This window comes from Desulfobacter curvatus DSM 3379, from assembly GCF_000373985.1.
In the GTDB taxonomy this organism is placed as follows: Bacteria; Desulfobacterota; Desulfobacteria; order Desulfobacterales; family Desulfobacteraceae; genus Desulfobacter; species Desulfobacter curvatus.
The window spans coordinates 16,331-32,071 of record NZ_KB893068.1 but is presented as its reverse complement, the minus strand read 5'-3'; the positions used below and the strand labels follow the sequence as shown (position 1 = coordinate 32,071).

General features: G+C 46.8%; 18 protein-coding genes. 6 read left to right on the top strand and 12 right to left on the bottom strand.

The features are described from left to right. Positions 1-99: 99 nt before the first annotated feature. Complete coding sequence (locus B147_RS0115495; protein ID WP_020588111.1) at positions 100-1,113, bottom strand: helix-turn-helix domain-containing protein; 1,014 nt, start codon at positions 1,111-1,113, stop codon at positions 100-102. A 333-nt stretch (positions 1,114-1,446) separates the two neighbouring features. Between B147_RS0115495 and B147_RS0115490 the strand changes: the two genes are divergently transcribed. Next, a complete protein-coding gene (locus tag B147_RS0115490; RefSeq protein ID WP_020588110.1) occupies positions 1,447-1,788 on the top strand; it encodes a 4a-hydroxytetrahydrobiopterin dehydratase in 342 nt (113 codons plus the stop codon). Between the two features lie 190 nt (positions 1,789-1,978). Here the strand turns inward: B147_RS0115490 and B147_RS32945 are convergent, their stop codons facing one another. Further along, positions 1,979-2,317 (bottom strand): DUF6122 family protein, encoded by a 339-nt coding sequence (locus tag B147_RS32945; protein WP_020588109.1) that lies wholly within the window; start codon positions 2,315-2,317, stop codon positions 1,979-1,981. Positions 2,318-2,463: 146 nt separating this feature from the next. On the opposite strand from B147_RS32945, the gene B147_RS0115480 reads away from it, so the two are divergent. Beyond that, a complete protein-coding gene (locus tag B147_RS0115480; RefSeq protein WP_020588108.1) occupies positions 2,464-2,670 on the top strand; it encodes a hypothetical protein in 207 nt (68 codons plus the stop codon). 22 nt (positions 2,671-2,692) lie between these two features. Here the strand turns inward: B147_RS0115480 and B147_RS0115475 are convergent, their stop codons facing one another. The 3 genes from B147_RS0115475 to ubiE form a co-directional block, all read right to left on the bottom strand. Continuing rightward, positions 2,693-5,461 (bottom strand): phosphoenolpyruvate carboxylase, encoded by a 2,769-nt coding sequence (locus B147_RS0115475; RefSeq protein ID WP_020588107.1) that lies wholly within the window; start codon positions 5,459-5,461, stop codon positions 2,693-2,695. 12 nt (positions 5,462-5,473) lie between these two features. Next, positions 5,474-6,142, bottom strand: a complete 669-nt coding sequence (locus tag B147_RS0115470; protein ID WP_020588106.1) for a small multi-drug export protein — start codon at positions 6,140-6,142, stop codon at positions 5,474-5,476. Between the two features lie 87 nt (positions 6,143-6,229). After that, entirely contained in the window at positions 6,230-6,931 is a 702-nt protein-coding gene (ubiE, locus tag B147_RS0115465; RefSeq protein WP_020588105.1) for a bifunctional demethylmenaquinone methyltransferase/2-methoxy-6-polyprenyl-1,4-benzoquinol methylase UbiE, read from the bottom strand. Between the two features lie 124 nt (positions 6,932-7,055). On the opposite strand from ubiE, the gene dnaJ reads away from it, so the two are divergent. Together dnaJ and queD are read left to right on the top strand one after the other, a co-directional pair. Next, positions 7,056-8,153: a molecular chaperone DnaJ gene (gene dnaJ / locus B147_RS0115460; protein ID WP_020588104.1), complete on the top strand. Its 1,098-nt coding sequence runs from the start codon at positions 7,056-7,058 to the stop codon at positions 8,151-8,153. A gap of 26 nt (positions 8,154-8,179) precedes the next feature. Beyond that, entirely contained in the window at positions 8,180-8,578 is a 399-nt protein-coding gene (gene queD, locus B147_RS0115455) for a 6-carboxytetrahydropterin synthase QueD (protein WP_020588103.1), read from the top strand. On the opposite strand, the gene B147_RS0115450 is transcribed toward queD, so the two are convergent. Further along, positions 8,556-9,938: an NAD(P)/FAD-dependent oxidoreductase gene (locus tag B147_RS0115450; protein WP_020588102.1), complete on the bottom strand. Its 1,383-nt coding sequence runs from the start codon at positions 9,936-9,938 to the stop codon at positions 8,556-8,558. The genes queD and B147_RS0115450 overlap by 23 nt on opposite strands. A gap of 197 nt (positions 9,939-10,135) precedes the next feature. On the opposite strand from B147_RS0115450, the gene B147_RS0115445 reads away from it, so the two are divergent. Further along, the gene (locus tag B147_RS0115445) at positions 10,136-10,423 is read left to right on the top strand and encodes a DUF503 domain-containing protein (protein ID WP_020588101.1); all 288 of its coding nucleotides are present in this window, start codon (positions 10,136-10,138) and stop codon (positions 10,421-10,423) included. 17 nt (positions 10,424-10,440) lie between these two features. On the opposite strand, the gene B147_RS0115440 is transcribed toward B147_RS0115445, so the two are convergent. From B147_RS0115440 to B147_RS30440, 4 genes are read right to left on the bottom strand one after another with little or no spacing between them, the layout of a single operon-like run. Next, positions 10,441-11,037: a class I SAM-dependent methyltransferase gene (locus B147_RS0115440; RefSeq protein WP_157237910.1), complete on the bottom strand. Its 597-nt coding sequence runs from the start codon at positions 11,035-11,037 to the stop codon at positions 10,441-10,443. A gap of 38 nt (positions 11,038-11,075) precedes the next feature. Then, complete coding sequence (locus tag B147_RS0115435) at positions 11,076-11,555, bottom strand: GNAT family N-acetyltransferase (RefSeq protein ID WP_020588099.1); 480 nt, start codon at positions 11,553-11,555, stop codon at positions 11,076-11,078. Positions 11,556-11,566: 11 nt separating this feature from the next. Further along, on the bottom strand, positions 11,567-12,142 hold the full coding sequence (locus B147_RS0115430; RefSeq protein WP_020588098.1) for a class I SAM-dependent methyltransferase: 576 nt from the start codon (positions 12,140-12,142) through the stop codon (positions 11,567-11,569). Positions 12,143-12,197: 55 nt separating this feature from the next. Further along, positions 12,198-12,797, bottom strand: coding sequence for a TetR/AcrR family transcriptional regulator (locus tag B147_RS30440; protein ID WP_020588097.1), 600 nt, complete (start codon positions 12,795-12,797; stop codon positions 12,198-12,200). A 152-nt stretch (positions 12,798-12,949) separates the two neighbouring features. Between B147_RS30440 and B147_RS0115420 the strand changes: the two genes are divergently transcribed. After that, positions 12,950-13,567, top strand: coding sequence for a hypothetical protein (locus tag B147_RS0115420; RefSeq protein ID WP_020588096.1), 618 nt, complete (start codon positions 12,950-12,952; stop codon positions 13,565-13,567). A 67-nt stretch (positions 13,568-13,634) separates the two neighbouring features. On the opposite strand, the gene B147_RS0115415 is transcribed toward B147_RS0115420, so the two are convergent. Beyond that, positions 13,635-14,915: a hypothetical protein gene (locus tag B147_RS0115415; RefSeq protein ID WP_020588095.1), complete on the bottom strand. Its 1,281-nt coding sequence runs from the start codon at positions 14,913-14,915 to the stop codon at positions 13,635-13,637. Further along, positions 14,902-15,729, bottom strand: a complete 828-nt coding sequence (locus tag B147_RS0115410; RefSeq protein ID WP_020588094.1) for an outer membrane lipoprotein-sorting protein — start codon at positions 15,727-15,729, stop codon at positions 14,902-14,904. The genes B147_RS0115415 and B147_RS0115410 overlap by 14 nt, the downstream gene beginning before the upstream one ends. Positions 15,730-15,741 lie beyond the last annotated feature (12 nt).

Genomic DNA, 15,741 nt, shown 5'->3' with positions numbered 1-15,741 from the left:
AAAGGCGGTTTCTACCCTGGTCCAACCGATTTATGCCCCGAAACACACAACGGTTGAAAGCGGGGTGACATGGACCTAAAATACGTTGGAAGCGAACAGCTAATCGCTTTTAATGCTGACCAGATGTTTTTTCGGAAGGATATTGAAATGTTTTTTATAGGCCCGGCTAAAGTGGCTGACATTGGTATATCCCACGGCAAAGGCGGCCTGGCTGACATTCATGTCGGTTTCGTGAAAAAGGCGGTTGGCCTCCTTGATTCTGAAGGACTGAAGATACTGGAAGACTGAAACACCGTACAAACGGCGAAACCCCTGTTGGAGTTTATTCATGTTCAGGCCGGTCGTCCGGGCCAGCTGTTTAATACAAGGCGGAGAAGACAGATCCCGGACCAGCAGGTCTCTTGCCCGGAACACACGGTCCCGGTCATCCAGGCTCATCCCGGTTACCGGGGTTTTTGCAGCATTGGCCCGGGCAATCTGATCGGCAAGCAGGTCCAGGGCAATACCCTGGTAAAAAATACGAACCGGAGCGCCCGGAGCCGGGCCTGCCATCAACCGGTTCAAGCAGTTCCCGGCATGTATGGAGATTCTTGATCTGAAATACCAGGCCTGGTCCCGGCTTCCCTCCATCATAGATTGAAGCCCCTTGGGAATATTATCTCGGTCCGGATAAAAGAGGGAATAAAATACCAGTGGAGAAAGATGGACATGAACCAGGCAGACCCGCTGCTTTCCGGGAATGGTAAGGCAGGCTTCCTGGCGGGGAAGAAAAAGGATGCCACCGGTACCGGCCTGATTGGAAAATCCTTCTGGATCCAGACCCGGTGCTTTGATGCGATTTGTGAAGTTTCCTGAAACAATAAAGCCGAAATTGACCGTGGGCTGATCCCTTTCAAATGAAAAACATAAATCGTTTTCAAGTTCAGCGTCAAATAGGCTGACGCTGAATCCTTCCTGGATTTGATACTCTCGGCACCGGCTTTGGACCGCTGGGTCTATTAAGTCCGGGAAATTTCGCACTATGGCGTTTGCGCTGACGTTTATCCCGGGAGCATGGTCAGCCGACCATTCCCCTTGAATCCGGTTGTTTTTATAAGAATGCAGGGGGATCATAGTAATTTTTCCGTAACTCTTTTACTAAAAATATTTAATCCAAGCTTTATTAGTTTGTTTTACAAAAACAAAAAAGTAATATCAAATAAAATAAGTTTTTGATTGTGATATGTTCGGATAGCTCTATACATTTTTGATGATGTTTTTGGGTAACATTTGGGTAGCATTTTCCATCAGCGTGGTTTTTGTTTTTATGTCTCTGCTCCTATTTTGTTGTTGTTCAATCAATCAGGCTATAGAAAAATGATTTCATATTTGGGAACCAAGATGACAGTCGCAAATAGCTGATTATGTTATAAGCAGAAACAAAAACATGATGGAACGGAGGTTTTTATGGACAGCTTGTTCAAGCATAAGTGTGTTCCCTGTGAAAAGGGCGGTTCAGTGGCAACCGCAGATGAGATCGCAACCTTTAAGCGTCAGGTTCCGGACTGGGATATCGTTGATGTAAATGGAATCCCGACCTTGAAGCGGGTGTTTCGGTTTAAAAATTTTAAGCAGGCCCTTGCCTTTGTAAACCAGGTAGGGGAGTTGGCTGAGGCCGAATATCATCACCCCACACTGGTGCTGGACTGGGGCCGTGTGGAAGTATTGTGGACAACCCACAAAATAAAAGGCCTCCATAAAAATGATTTTTCAATGGCAGCCAAAACGGACGCCTTGGTCAAATATTAATGAATAAAGAGGCGGACATAGGACGCGCATGAAATATTTACAAACTGAAATTCAGATATCAGCATCTCCAGAAAGGGTGTGAGCCATATTAACGGATCTTAAAATCACCCGAGCGAGCAGGTTTTGAACTAATGAATCAAGCGCTTAAAAAAGAGCGGAAAGTAAACTCATATAACAGCCATGGGCTGCCTTAAATTGATAACCTCATCCAAAGACAATCTTGATAATCCGTGAACATATGGAAAAGCAAACCAATCGACAATATTCTGATCGTTTTTGTCTTGAAGAAGAAAAAAAGCAGAAAATAAACCAAAATTGCATAGTAAGAATGTAAAGGATGTAACCCGATACTGCATCTTGTCGGATCGAATATGGGGTCAGCGACTAAATGGTCTAAATCGACAAGCATCGTAGCAAGCATTATGAACCAGGCCTTTTTCCAATCTTCTCTAAAAAATATGCAGGCAATCAGTCCCGGAAAAGCCAAATGTAAGCTGTAGTGCGTTATCTGTTGTAAAGCATGCAGCATGCTACTGTTGCCTCGTCTAAAGTTATTTCTTTTGAATGGAAGTGTTTGAAAAAAATAAGATCAGGTTAATCTGGACATTTGCCTATATCTCTTTTACAGTTGTGTTTATATATATGGGTTGTAAACAGCTTCATTAAAGGTGTACCATGAACATTAACGGAGCCACCAATACAGGCGCATCAACCGATGCTATGAAAAAAGCGATGGAGATGCCTAATCTTATGCTTAATCTCCTTCAACAAACGCCCAATACCGCAAGCCGGCCTCTCAATACCCAAACTCCTGAAGTTCAACAGGCCCCCGATATTGCAACAATCACGGGTAAAGGAAAAATGATTGATATCATCGCTTAACATTTAAAATCTATCTTACGCATCAGCCTGTTGCGCCTAGCGCGTTGGCAATTGCATTAACACACTGCAAAAGGGCAAACAGATACTGGTCTTCTTCTTTTGACTTCGCCTTTTTGGCTTTACGCCATTTTTGCAGTAATTCAACCTGGGCATCGTGTAAATTATTGAGGGCTTCGGCTCTGAGTATGGTTGAGTAATAGTGATTAATGCGTCGTTCGTTAATGGGTCGTTTTAACATATCGACCAGCATTTTACGTGTTAAGTCCAGCTCATTTTTAATCATTTCCATGATTCGGTCGCGAATTTCCACCGCTTCAACCAGCGAAGCATATTTTTCCATAATCCGCACATCGGTCGCGATCAGGCTGCTATCCAGATTGGTCATCACGAAACGCACAAAAGGATTGTATTCAACGAAATGGAGCAAGTTTTTGTAGGCTTCCGGGTCTTGGTTTTTCAATTCATTCAAAGTGGAACCAACACCATACCAACTGGTAATATTAAAGCGCGATTGCGACCAACTGAACACCCAAGGAATTGCCCGAAGATCTTCCATGCTGCGCTTCCCTGTACGACGTGCCGGGCGGGAACCAATTTTACTTGACTCGATAACATCAATGGGTGTTGCCTGGGAAAAAAACGTTATAAAATCAGGGTCGGAAATCAGTTGTCGGTAGTAATAAAGTCCCCTATCACTTAACAGCTGGAATAAGCTTTCAATTTCTTCGCTGGTTTTTTTTGTATTTTCGTGCAATACGGTTTGTGCCGTAACGCTTGAAACCATCAGCTCCAGGTTATATGCAGCGTTCATCTGGTTGGCATATTTGCGTTCAATCGTCTCACCTTGCTCTGTAACACGAAACTTACCGTTGATTGATCCGTAGGGTAATGTTTTGATGAACCAATGACTGGGTCCCCCGCCACGGCTGATACTGCCCCCGGTTCCATGGAAAAAACGGAGTTTTACACCGTGGCTCTCGCCTGTTGTTGTCAATTCTTTTTGTGCCTGATGCAAGAGCCAGGAGCTGGCCAGGATACCGCCGTCCTTATTACTGTCGGAATAGCCGATCATCACGTCCTGAATCAATTCGCCATTGGGGTTTCTCCACGACTGCATCTGCAAACTGTGTTTAACAATCGGTAGACTCAGGTAATCGTCTATAATACCCGGGCTACGCTTTAAGTCTTCAATCGTTTCAAAAAGCGGCACAACAGGCAGAATTGCCCCCAGTTGATCATCTTTTCTCACAATTAAACCCACTTCGCGCATGAACAGGTAAACAGTGAGCAAATCCTCTGCATTTCGGGTCATACTCACGATGATCTTTCCGAAAGCATTCGGGCTGTATCGCTGAACATGATCGCTAACGACCTGCAAAGCCCCAATCACATTTTGCCCTTCCCGATCAATGTTTTTATGGTCTACCAAAAATGGTCGGTTGATTTTTAGTTCCTGTTCCAGAAACGTGCGCCTGACGTCCTGGGAATTTTCAATCCGCTTGGCGGCTTTTGCTCCCAAGGATGCGGTAACCAACTGTGTTAACGCCTTTTCATGGTAATCACTGTTTTGGCGAATATCTAACTTTGCCAGATGGAAACCGAAAATTTTCAAAATTCGCTTCATCCGCCCAACATCAACATGGGCAACCTCGCCCATGCCGTATTTCTCCAATTCATCATGAAGCAAGGCTAGGTCGGCAATCAAATCAATGGAACTTGTGTAGCTATTGGGCTTATCTTCTAATTCAAGATTAAATTCCCGGCTTAAATCAATGGGGATTTTCTGAATCAGGATCAGTACATAAGCCTTAAAGATCTCCTCGACATTTTCTTTAAGCTCAACTTCGGCACTCACCCCGACTTCCTCCCGAAGCTGTTTGATCCGTAGAGCAAAATTGGGGCTCACATCCGAAATATTGTGATAGATACTGAGCTTTTGGGCTAATTTTTTCAATTCATTTTTAATGATATAAAATGCATGAATTCGCAGTTTTTCGATCGTCTTTTTGGTGATTTCCGGCGTCACCAATGGATGTCCGTCACGGTCTCCGCCAACCCAGTTGCCAAACGACACCACCGGAAGTAAATCCGAGTCATTAAGTACCATGGGATCGAATCCGGATTCTTTCCAGGCTTGACGCAAACGTTTATCCAAAATCATAATCACATTGGGAAAAACATGGGTCAGATAATGCAGAATATTGTCCAGTTCCGATTCCAATTGCGGCTTTTCAATATAGATCTCTCCGACATGCCACAAGCGGTGCAAAATCTGTTTGATCTCCTGTCGGATGTCCGTTTGTTCCATTCGGGTGTACATTTGATTCTCGCGTTTAACCAGCAACAGGTATAAATCGCGGTATTCCTGTAACACCACAGTGCGTTTGGCTTCTGTTGGATGTGCTGTTAAGACCGGTTCGACCAGAACGTTAGGCAATACCTGTAGAATTTGGGGCTCGGTGATCCCTTTGGACTTCAAATATTGGAATTGATTCGCCCACAGCCCGTTTACCTGGGCCATATCCTCATCCTCTTTGTGGCGGCGGCTTTGTACCGCACCATTTACCTCCACCAAGTTTAACAGCTGAAAACACATTGACATCATATGGATGTATTCATTGCTTGTCAGGTCCGGTTCCGACGGCACTGCGGCATTCAGCCACGGAATCAAATCAACCAGTTTTCGCTGATTGTTTTCCTCCAACACTTCTTTAAAACAAATTAAAAGGAAATGAAGATCGTCATAGGGTTTGCCCAATGCGTTTTTGACGTGGGTAAAAACTGTGTTCATAGCATTGTCTATTTATTCATCGCTTTCATGTTCATGGCACAGGGAATCAATGAATCTTTTCAATGGCTTCAAGTAAGGGATGATGATGATTACACAGATGGCGCCAAAAACGTACTGGAGCATTGCAAACCGGTGCTCAAGAAAATCAAACCCATAGCACCAGGCCACGATGGCTGTCAGGGTCCCAAGGCCTGCCGCACTGAAATTGCTGAACAGGCGCATTCTGAGCATATAACCGATGATGGTTCCTACCACAGGGCCTGTGACAGGCAGGGGGGCCATCACAAATGCAAAGATTCCGATCCAGCCCCAGCGTTCTATTTTTTCTTTTTTTTCTTCAGCTTTTTCTTTGAGTCTGCCCATGGCTCTTTTGATCCAGGCTGCTTTGAATATACCGCTGGTGCTCAGGGCAAAGACCGCATAGGTATAGCAGACAATCAGGCATTCTAAAAAAAAATTTAAGGTGATAGTGGTAATAGGGTCAAAACCGTTGAGGATGCACAGACCGATGCCTCCTGCCCGGCTACCCACACAGTGGGTCAGGAATACGATAAAAGCAATCTTTGCACTTGGTATGCCCTGGATTATGCCAACGGTAACAAAAACAAGAAAAAAGGCAGTCAGCAAAAAACCGGTCACAAGGACCCGGCCTTCAATGGTGTTTAAAAGAAATTTTTTCATTTCTACAATTTTTATCTAATTATTTTTTGAAGACCGTTTATAAAGTATGCCGGGGTTATTGTCAAGACGGACTGTAATAATAACGGGTTACAGCTTTATGCCTACAAAGAGAGTCACAATGCCCAAGGTCATCTCCTTGAAACGGATCTCCTTGAATCCTGCCGCTTTCATCTGGCTTGCAAAGGATACGGGATCTGGAAATTTTAGCACGGATTCAGGAAGGTACGCATAGGCATTGCCGTGTTTTGAAAAAAAAGAGCCGATTAACGGCAATATTTTTTGAAAGTACAAAAGATAAAGCCTGCGCATGAGTCCTTTTGGGGGTGTGGTCAGCTCCAGGATGATGATTCTGCCGCCCGGTTTCAGGGTACGGTGAAATTCCTTCATGGCCCCGATTCGGTTCATGATATTGCGGATGCCAAAGGCCATAAAGCCTGCGTCAAACTGCTGATTCTTTACGGGCAGATTTAATGCATCCCCGTTGACAAGGGCAATGGCCCGGCCTGGGGGGCGGTTTAATTTTTTTTTGCCTAAAGCCAGCATGCCAAAGGAAAAGTCCAGTCCGGTAATCAATACCTTGCCTTTGAGAACGCGGCTGACCTCAAGACCGACGTCACAGGTACCGCAGGCCGCATCTAATACGGCTGCATCGGATTCCAGTTTTGCCGCCTTGACCATCTCCTTGCGCCAGTACACATCCCGGCGCATGCTGAGCAATCGGTTCAAAAAATCATATTGGGGTGCAATTTTGTCAAACATTTCTTTGACAAAATCCAGTTCTTGGTTCATCGTTGACAACTTTAGAATCTGAGTTATTTTAAATTACTTATTTTAGCCAAAGCAGGTTTGGAAGCTACCATACAACCGGATTAAACACAATTATAAATGAATTAAATCACTATCGGGCACTAATATGAGTGAAAAACGAGATTACTATGAAATCCTTGAGGTAACGCGGGATGCCGACAAAACAACGCTGAAAAAGGCTTACAGAAAGCTTGCCGTCAAGTATCATCCGGACAAGAATCCGGATAATAAAGAGGCTGAAGATAAATTTAAGGAAGCCTCTGAAGCCTATGAAGTTCTGTCTGACGACAGCAAGCGCCAGATTTATGACCAGTTCGGCCACCAGGGCCTTGAAGGCGCCGGGCATTCCGGTCCCAGCGGATTTGAGGATATCTTTTCAAGTTTCGGGGATATTTTCGAAGATTTTTTCGGTTTTGGCGGCGGACGTGGCGGCAACCGGGCCAGGCGGGGATCAGATCTGCGCTATGACATGACAATCGATTTTATGGAAGCTGCCTTTGGTACGGAAAAGACCATCTCCATACCCAAGCTGGAAACCTGTGACGAGTGTAACGGATCCGGTGCCGCACCCGGTTCTTCTGCAGAAACTTGCTCCCACTGCCGGGGAACGGGGCAATATATCCAGAGCCAGGGCTTTTTCAAAGTCAAAACAACCTGTCCCTATTGCAAGGGCAGGGGGACAATTATTCCCAATCCCTGCCCCAAATGCCGGGGCGGCGGCCGTATAGAAATCAACCGCAAGGTCCAGGTCAAAATCCCCGCCGGTGTGGATGTGGGGTCAAAGCTGCGTCTAACCGGTGAAGGCGAGGCCTCCAGCACCCCCAACGGCCCGTCAGGCGATCTTTATGTGGTCATTAATGTCAAACCTCACAAGTTTTTTCAGCGGGAGAGGACCAATATCATTTGCGCCATTGATATTTCTTTTATCCAGGCGGCCCTTGGTGCTGAGATTTCCGTACCCACACTGGTGGGAGAAAAGAAATTGACAATCCCCGCCGGGACCCAGTATGGAGACTCTTTCCAGTTCAAAGGTGAGGGCATTGCTTCTTTGAGAAGCGGCCGCAGAGGAGATCAAATAATCAAGGTCATCGTTAAAACGCCCACCAAACTGAACCAGAAACAAAAGGATTTGCTTGAAGAGTTTGACAGGCTTGATGCAAATAAAATATCAAACAAATTGAAAAATTTATTTAAAAACCTGTGATAGATAAAAATCCGGATTGGGGGGCTATGTTTGAACTAAAGGTTAAAACCCGGTTTGCCGGGGCGCACCAGCTTGCCATGGTGGGCCGGAAATGTGAGAATCTGCACGGACACAACTGGCAGATAGAAGTATTTGTCAAGGGCGATCAATTGAACGGCGCCGGGGTGCTGGCCGATTTCGGGGATATCAAACGGGCGGTCCGGTCCGTTGTGGACGGGGAGCTGGACCACAAATTTTTAAACGAATTGCCTGCCTTTAAAGACAAACAGCCCACGTCCGAGCTGATTGCCGTTTATATTGCGGGCAAGGTCCAGGCATACCTGGATAAAAATATAGATGAAAACGTCGTGGTCTCCAGGGTCATGGCCTGGGAATCCGATGATGCCTGTGCGATTTATTATCCTACCCCTGTTGTGACGCAATGATTTTTTTTGCCGGAATCAGTCCGGTGGCCGCTGCTGATACGATGTTGCCGGCCACCCCCGGGCCGTCTCCAGCCACATACATGCCCTTGATTCTGGTTTCCAAATGCGGGGTGGTTTCAATCTGGGTGGCAAAAAATTTGATCTCCGGGGCATAGAGCAGGGTTTCATCATTGGATACCCCGGGCACTACCAGGTTTAAGGTCTCCAGCCCTTCGATGAGATTGGACATGATCCGCTCGGGAAGCGCCATGGCAATGTCCCCGCACACCACATTGGTCATGGTCGGTTCAATGTAGCTTTTGTGGATCCGGTTCCAGGTGGATCGCCTGCCCCGTTTCAAATCCCCGAACCGCTGGAGAATGGGTTTACCCCCGCCGATGATGCTGGCCAGACGCCCGATGGATTCCCCATACGCCTGATTGTCCGTGACCGGCTCTGTGAGCACCACCTTTGACAGAAAAGCAAAATTGGTATTGTTCGATTTTTTATTTGAATATGCATGCCCGTTGACGCAGACAAAATCCTGGTAATTTTCCAATGCCACAAAACCGCCCTGGTTGGTGCAGAAGGTCCGGGTCAGGTCATCATAGGTATGGGTGCGGATGAAAAAGGTGGGGTCATAGATCACGTTGCACAGATCATCCATGATATCATTGTGCACCTCCACCCGGACACCGACTTCTATGCCCCGCTGGCTCAATGCAATGCCGTGTTTAAGGGCTAAGGATGACATCCAGTTGGCCCCGATGCGGCCCGGTGCCAGAATGACGTTATGGGCATGATAGGTTCCCTTGTCAGATACCACCCCCTGGATAACCCCGTCCCTTTCAATAATATCGATTACATTCTCACAGGTGCGTATCTCAAGTCCTTTGGACTGGATATGGTCTGCCAGGCCCGCGATGTAGCCAGGCAGATTGTCACTGCCCAGATGCTTTTGCCGGATAAGCAGAAGATCGATACCGAACCGTTTGGCTTCCTTGCGGATGAGACCGGCCTCATCCATATTGGTGGGAAATACCTGGGCATCCATCTTAAAGTGGGTAAAAATCTCTTCGGTTTCATCAATCAGGGCCTGGGCCTGGGGCATGGGCATGAACTGGGTGAGATCGGTTTTGCCAAGCCTGGGAATGAAATTAAGCTTTCCGTCCGAGTACAGGCCTGCTCCGCCAATGCCCGACAGAATATTGCAAGGATCGCACTGGGCGCATTTCTGGACTTTGCTGATGGGGCATTTGCGTTCCTGGGGCTGTTTTCCCCGTTCAATGAGCAATACCTTGAGGTTGGCATGTTCCATTAGATAGTATGCCGCAAACAGCCCTGCAGGTCCGCCGCCCACGATAATTACATCATATGTCATATTCATCCTTTCATAAAAAGAGAACTTCTTGGAATTTGTCGGTATCAGGCCACTTAGAATATGGAATATTTTACTTTTACATAATAACTCCTGCAGCACATAATGAAAGAAGATTTTTATTTCTAAAACAAATTCGTGCAGATAAAATACGACCTTATGTAGCAGTCATAACGCAAAAAAAAGAAAGGCATTTTAATATGGTTATTGGAACAGGGCAAATCAAACTCAGGCTTTTTGACGTTCACTCTCTTAAAGCCAAACGTTCCATTGTTAAATCAATGATCTCAAGATTGCAGAACCGGTTTAACATCAGCGTGGCGGAAACCGCGCTCAATGACAGCCATGACTGGGCTGAAATCGGATTTGCGGTGGTGGGAAACGATGCAAGGACAATCAACGCCAAAATAGACAAGGTGTTTAATATGGCTGACGAACTGGGGCTTGCAATGATTGCCGACACCCATATGGAAATCATTTATTTATGACATGGGTGGCGGGTGATCTAAGGCACTGGAAGAGCAAACATAGCAAGATAATTATATCCAAGGTCTGTGTATCCGGTTTTTCTGAATCCGCATTCTACGGCCAACCTCTCAACCTCTTCGGGGGAAAGGCGCATCTGTATTGGCGGGCCAAAGGACATCTCTTGTTTTTTACACTCCATCACCGCAAGCCGCCCCGTGGATTTGAGAACCCTTGCCGCCTCAAGGAACAGGTTTTTTCTGCTGTTCTCAGTCCCGAAACTATGTAACACCGTGAATGCCATGCAAAGATCCATGGAATTTTGTTTAATGGGCAAGGGCGGGTTTGTAATATCTGCTGTCAGGCATTGGATCTGGGACAGGCCTGCGGCTTTTGCTGCCGTCTTAAGCGCATCAACAGTCGGCGGCCACTTGTCCACCGCCGTTACATGACCCAAAGGCCCTGTCAGACGGGCGGCCTGAAGGGCATAGTCGCCTGCGCCGCATCCCATGTCCAAGATACGCCGGCCTGGGCAAATATTCAGTGCGTCAAATACAAGTCCGGGTTCCTGCATCCAATAGCTGCTGGGGCCCTGGCCCCTGCCTTTTGAATGTTGTTTGGATTGTCCGTTTTTCATATCATTTGTCCTCATTTTTAGCTTTTCCTGTTAAATGCCTATGTCTTATCCATTTTATGACACATATGTATAAGAGCCACCCTCCTTCCATTTGGGCCTTGGCGCTCTTCAATGTCAAAGGGTTTAAACCCGAGTTTTCTGTACAGCAATATACCGGCGGTATTGTGGTTAAAACACGATATTTCAATAGACTTTGCTGCATGCCTGGTACTGGCCAAGTGAATCATGGTTTTGATCAGATATTTTGCCACACCCCGGCCCCTGGTCAAAGGGGAGACTATCACATTCCCTACACAGCATGTCTTGTCTTGCCAACGATAAAAGTTGGCAAACCCTGCTACATCACCATTTTGCTCAACAACAGTAGAATCAGAACGTTGATCAATGGCCATTTTCAATTGTGCCGGCGTTAACGGATAAGTCGCTTTTGGAAAAAAATAGAACAGTTCTTCCATATTCTGTGGAAATGAACAGATCGTTTGAAGATCGTTGTTAACAAATGGCCGATGTTGAAGCATTGAGTCCTCCATCAATCCAATGGGTTAGTGTCGCTTTTTTTAAGTATCGCTGTTTTGCTGAACAACATCTTCGGTCCCGCCAAATTTATAAGTTTCTGGTCTTTAGCCTGCTGAAGCATTCGTTGAAATTTGAGGGCTGACACGTGGAATGGCGGCTCTGCTACAAGGATTTGTCCGTTTGGTTTTAATATTGAAGCCAACTGGCTGAACAATTGGGGTTTATCCGGTACTTCGTGAACCATGTAAAATAATAAAACAAAATCGACATGTTCAGAAATACCAAGGGAGATCTCATCACATTTGTGTAATTCTATTCGTTGTTCAAATTGGGTCCCTGCTATTTTTGATTTAACTTTTTCAAGCATGCCTTCCTGCAAATCGGCTGCTATGATTTTACCGGATTCGCCAACCATTTCTGCCATATCAAGGGTAAAGAACCCTGGACCACATCCGACTTCAAGGACTGTCATCCCCGTACGGATATAAGGTTTTAAAAGTTTTTTGGGATCTTGAAAGAGTTTACGAAGTTTACTGTCTAAAGATCCTGACCTTTCGACCGGGCATACATGCGGCTTTTTTTGATTCATTTTTTTAATCCTGTTTTTTTAAGTTAAAAATGCGAAGTTAACGAAAAAGTTTTTTTCATAATTTTCGGCCAAGCCAAAAGCGAAATAATTCAAAGGTGGTCTGAATATAGCGGTCACGTTCTCCGGTAAGCATGATGTTATCTCCCATTGTGTGCATCACTGAGAAGACAAGTTCTGCAGCAACTTCAACATCAATATTCCTGCATGCCCCTATTCTAATTCCCTCTTTCAGCATCCACCCGACAATTGCTCCAGTGGACAGTGTTGAGTGGACGGGACGTTCGGCGATTGCGCCATGGAAAATAGCCTCATGGAGTTCTCCTAAGTTTTCTCTGAAGCGGATGAACGCCATACATTCATTTTCAAAAGCGGCCCACCAGTCCGCTGGTGTCTGGCAGACAAACCGGTTTTTCATTTCAGTTACATAAGTTGAAAGAATACGTTTACGCACTGCTTCCAACATATCTTCCCAGGATGAAAAATACAGATAAAAGGTTCCTTTTGCGGTTCCTGCCGTTTTAGTGATGTCCTCTACCCGCGCGTTTGCGGGCCCAATGGTATTGAGAACTTGCACGGCTGCTTCCAATAGTTCGATTCGCCGGGCTTCAGGGGTTAATCTGCGTCGTCTTATTCCTGTATTTTTATTTTTTTTCATTTAGCTCGCCTCTGTTTAATGACTCTTGGTCATTAAAATTTAGTGACCAAGAGTCATTACGTCAAGCTTTTTCTTTTTTAAAGTTCTGGAAACAGTATGCCGAATTATAAAAAATCATGTTTTCCAAAATTTAACACATGAAGGAAGACCCCATGACTTTAATCCTCGTTCAACCCGGCACCATGCAGAGTATAGGCCCCACCTCTGTGACCGCAGAGGACATCGCCCAAATGCCGCCGGAGGGATATTTTGCCACACGGCAGTTTGCCAGCGCATCCACCAGGGAAGCATCTATTGAAGTGACCACCACCCAAGGGGACAAGGTGACCTTGAACTGGCAATCTTCTTCTATTGACTTCGGGTACCTGAGGCCCGTGGGGACAGTGGTTCCCGGACTCATTGATGAAGAGGCTTCAAGTGAAACCATTTCAGTCCGGGTGGAAGGAGATTTGAGCCAGGATGAAAAAGAAGCGCTTGCAGGCCTTCAAAAAGAGCTGTCTGGCATTATGTCCAACGGCCAGGAAACAGATACAGATGTTCAATCTTTGCTTTCCGGCTATGAAACCCTTAGTCAACTGACCATTGAAACCTCCGCCACCACAATCAATACCCTTGCCGATGAAATGACACTTGTTCCTGATCCGGTTTCCAAGTCCCAGGACAGAGAACAATCCTTTTTTCCCCAAATCGGCCAAACCGATCTGGCAGAAATATTACAGTCCTGGCTCTCCTCTTCAGATCCCGGAAATCTGATCAATATTCTGACCTGAGCGTGAAGTGTTTGTCGTGCCCGGTAAGTGTCAGCTGGCCATCGGGGGTAGGGGGGGCATCCACCACCTAAAAACTAAATCTGACAGCCGTGTACACATTGGTATTGTCTTCAAACTGACCGAAAAACGTATGCATTTCCCTGCCTGTAAATATATTAGCACCGGCTTCCACGATGATATCATCCGTCCATTTGTACGCTGCGCTGGGCCTCAGATAGGCATCCCGGTCACTGGGACACAGGTAGGAGGCCAGGGACAATTCAAGATTCTGGTTCATCAGAAGCCAGGTGAGCTGCAAGGTGATCACATGCCGGAACCGGTCCCGGGCAGGTCCTTGGACCAGGCTGTTTTCATATTCGTCATAATGGAGAATCTGCTCCACGTAGTATTGGAGACTGGCATTGAAATCCCTGGCCAGGTCCTGATTGTAGCCGGCCAGATACCGCAGTTCTGAGTTATTGATCTCCGGATTGGTGCCGTCCGAGTCCTGGCCGGACCTGTAATAGGCGAATTCAAGGTTTCCGATACCCCGGCCCACACGGCCCCGGGCGCTGAATCCGTATACAGATAGTTCGGGGAAAAAAAGGTGCTCGCCCGAATCTGACTGACCGGCCGGCCGTTTCCAGAATCCGCGGTATCCGTATAGTGCCAGCTCATAGTTATATATGTTTTTGTACAGGCGAAGGGCAATCTCGTCATCCTTGAACCACTGGTCGGGAACCTGTGCACCGGTCAGGCTGTCCCGGCCTGCAAGTTCGCTGCCGTTCCAATACGAGACATACGCTCCTGTAATGTACCGGTCCGGATCAAACTGGGGCGTATAAACCAGGTCAATATTTGCAAGTGAGGTGAAACAACTTACCTTTAAAGCGTCGGACGGGGCCTTGAGATATTCACTGTCCCGGCCGATGAAATAGGACTGCCAGTCTTTAGGGAAAAGGTCGTTTAGAAAAACCAGGTCACCGGTGCCCCATGTCAGTACCTGCCGGCCGATCTTTACATCCAGGACATCCGAGGGCCTGGCAAACATCCAGGATTCCCGGGTGTCGTACTCCCCTTTTTCGGTAATCCCGTCTGCCCATACGTCTGCTTTGTATTTAAATTCCGCCCAAGGGGCATAGGTGAACAATTCGGCCTGGAGCCGGGATTCCATTACAGAGGCCTGCTTTTGCCTGGGGTCGTCCCGGACACGGCATCCGGCCCGCAATTCTAAAAATCCGTTTACTTCCACAGGGGAAAACGCCTTGAAATTGTCCCCGGCCCAGGCCCCGCAGGCAAGAAAAATTGAAAAAAAAAGCCCGCCCAGAAACAGGCATCCCTCAAGGATCTGTTGTTTAACGCATAACATCTCTGGGAGGCCTCCTCAAATACCTCTCGGTAAACAGATCTGCGCCGAATCCGGCATTGTACCGGATTCCGGAAAAGGCCATTGTTGTCTGGCTGCCGGTCTCGAGATTCCTGGCCACTGTCAGGATCGCCGTGGGATAAACGACTTTGCGATTGTCTTCCCGGGCTTCAATGTTCTCAAGCTTCATCACCTCAATCACCCTGGCGCAAAGGTTCCCCCTTTTATAATACGCCATTTTCATAGGCATGAAGGTCTGTTTGTCAACATAGGATATCGAATATTCAAATTCCACACTGCCCGGATTTTTCGGGACGCTTTTGATCTCATAGAACCGGTCTGTTGTGCCGGTCAGTTCGTGCCGATCTTCTTCCGGACTGCGGCCGGATATATCTTCATAGAGGAAATCGGATCCCACAAAACTGGTCCGCTTGTCTCCGGCTGCGATCCGCTTGACCAGATCAAGGCTCGGCATGTAGAGCCAGCGGTCATCGTCAACGTCAAGGGCGGCATGTTTATGCACCATGAACACCATTTTTCGTACGTCGGCCGGGGCCAGGAAATATGTAAAGTAAAGCTGGTTCCGGTCTTTGGTGTCGGCATTTTTCCGGAGGATGTTAAAGGCCCGGCGCCGGATACGGCCCTGGCTGTCTTTGATCTCCATCTTAACAGACCCTTTGGTGTCCTCACCCTGGTAAAGGGCCATATGATTGGCCTGTCTTACGATTTCGGCTGCTGTCATGGAACCTTCCCCGGCATACAGGATCGCGGGCAGCAAAATACATATAATGGCTGTGGCTGTAAGCGTTACTTTCATTGTTGTTACTCC

Excerpts from the sequence above, each read along its gene's own strand:
- B147_RS0115495 (WP_020588111.1), bottom strand. The coding sequence starts at position 1,113 with ATGATCCCCCTGCATTCTTATAAAAACAACCGGATTCAAGGGGAATGG.
- B147_RS0115490 (WP_020588110.1), top strand. The coding sequence starts at position 1,447 with ATGGACAGCTTGTTCAAGCATAAGTGTGTTCCCTGTGAAAAGGGCGGT.
- B147_RS32945 (WP_020588109.1), bottom strand. The coding sequence starts at position 2,317 with ATGCTGCATGCTTTACAACAGATAACGCACTACAGCTTACATTTGGCT.
- B147_RS0115480 (WP_020588108.1), top strand. The coding sequence starts at position 2,464 with ATGAACATTAACGGAGCCACCAATACAGGCGCATCAACCGATGCTATG.
- B147_RS0115475 (WP_020588107.1), bottom strand. The coding sequence starts at position 5,461 with ATGAACACAGTTTTTACCCACGTCAAAAACGCATTGGGCAAACCCTAT.
- B147_RS0115470 (WP_020588106.1), bottom strand. The coding sequence starts at position 6,142 with ATGAAAAAATTTCTTTTAAACACCATTGAAGGCCGGGTCCTTGTGACC.
- ubiE (WP_020588105.1), bottom strand. The coding sequence starts at position 6,931 with ATGAACCAAGAACTGGATTTTGTCAAAGAAATGTTTGACAAAATTGCA.
- dnaJ (WP_020588104.1), top strand. The coding sequence starts at position 7,056 with ATGAGTGAAAAACGAGATTACTATGAAATCCTTGAGGTAACGCGGGAT.
- queD (WP_020588103.1), top strand. The coding sequence starts at position 8,180 with ATGTTTGAACTAAAGGTTAAAACCCGGTTTGCCGGGGCGCACCAGCTT.
- B147_RS0115450 (WP_020588102.1), bottom strand. The coding sequence starts at position 9,938 with ATGACATATGATGTAATTATCGTGGGCGGCGGACCTGCAGGGCTGTTT.
- B147_RS0115445 (WP_020588101.1), top strand. The coding sequence starts at position 10,136 with ATGGTTATTGGAACAGGGCAAATCAAACTCAGGCTTTTTGACGTTCAC.
- B147_RS0115440 (WP_157237910.1), bottom strand. The coding sequence starts at position 11,037 with ATGAAAAACGGACAATCCAAACAACATTCAAAAGGCAGGGGCCAGGGC.
- B147_RS0115435 (WP_020588099.1), bottom strand. The coding sequence starts at position 11,555 with ATGCTTCAACATCGGCCATTTGTTAACAACGATCTTCAAACGATCTGT.
- B147_RS0115430 (WP_020588098.1), bottom strand. The coding sequence starts at position 12,142 with ATGAATCAAAAAAAGCCGCATGTATGCCCGGTCGAAAGGTCAGGATCT.
- B147_RS30440 (WP_020588097.1), bottom strand. The coding sequence starts at position 12,797 with ATGAAAAAAAATAAAAATACAGGAATAAGACGACGCAGATTAACCCCT.
- B147_RS0115420 (WP_020588096.1), top strand. The coding sequence starts at position 12,950 with ATGACTTTAATCCTCGTTCAACCCGGCACCATGCAGAGTATAGGCCCC.
- B147_RS0115415 (WP_020588095.1), bottom strand. The coding sequence starts at position 14,915 with ATGTTATGCGTTAAACAACAGATCCTTGAGGGATGCCTGTTTCTGGGC.
- B147_RS0115410 (WP_020588094.1), bottom strand. The coding sequence starts at position 15,729 with ATGAAAGTAACGCTTACAGCCACAGCCATTATATGTATTTTGCTGCCC.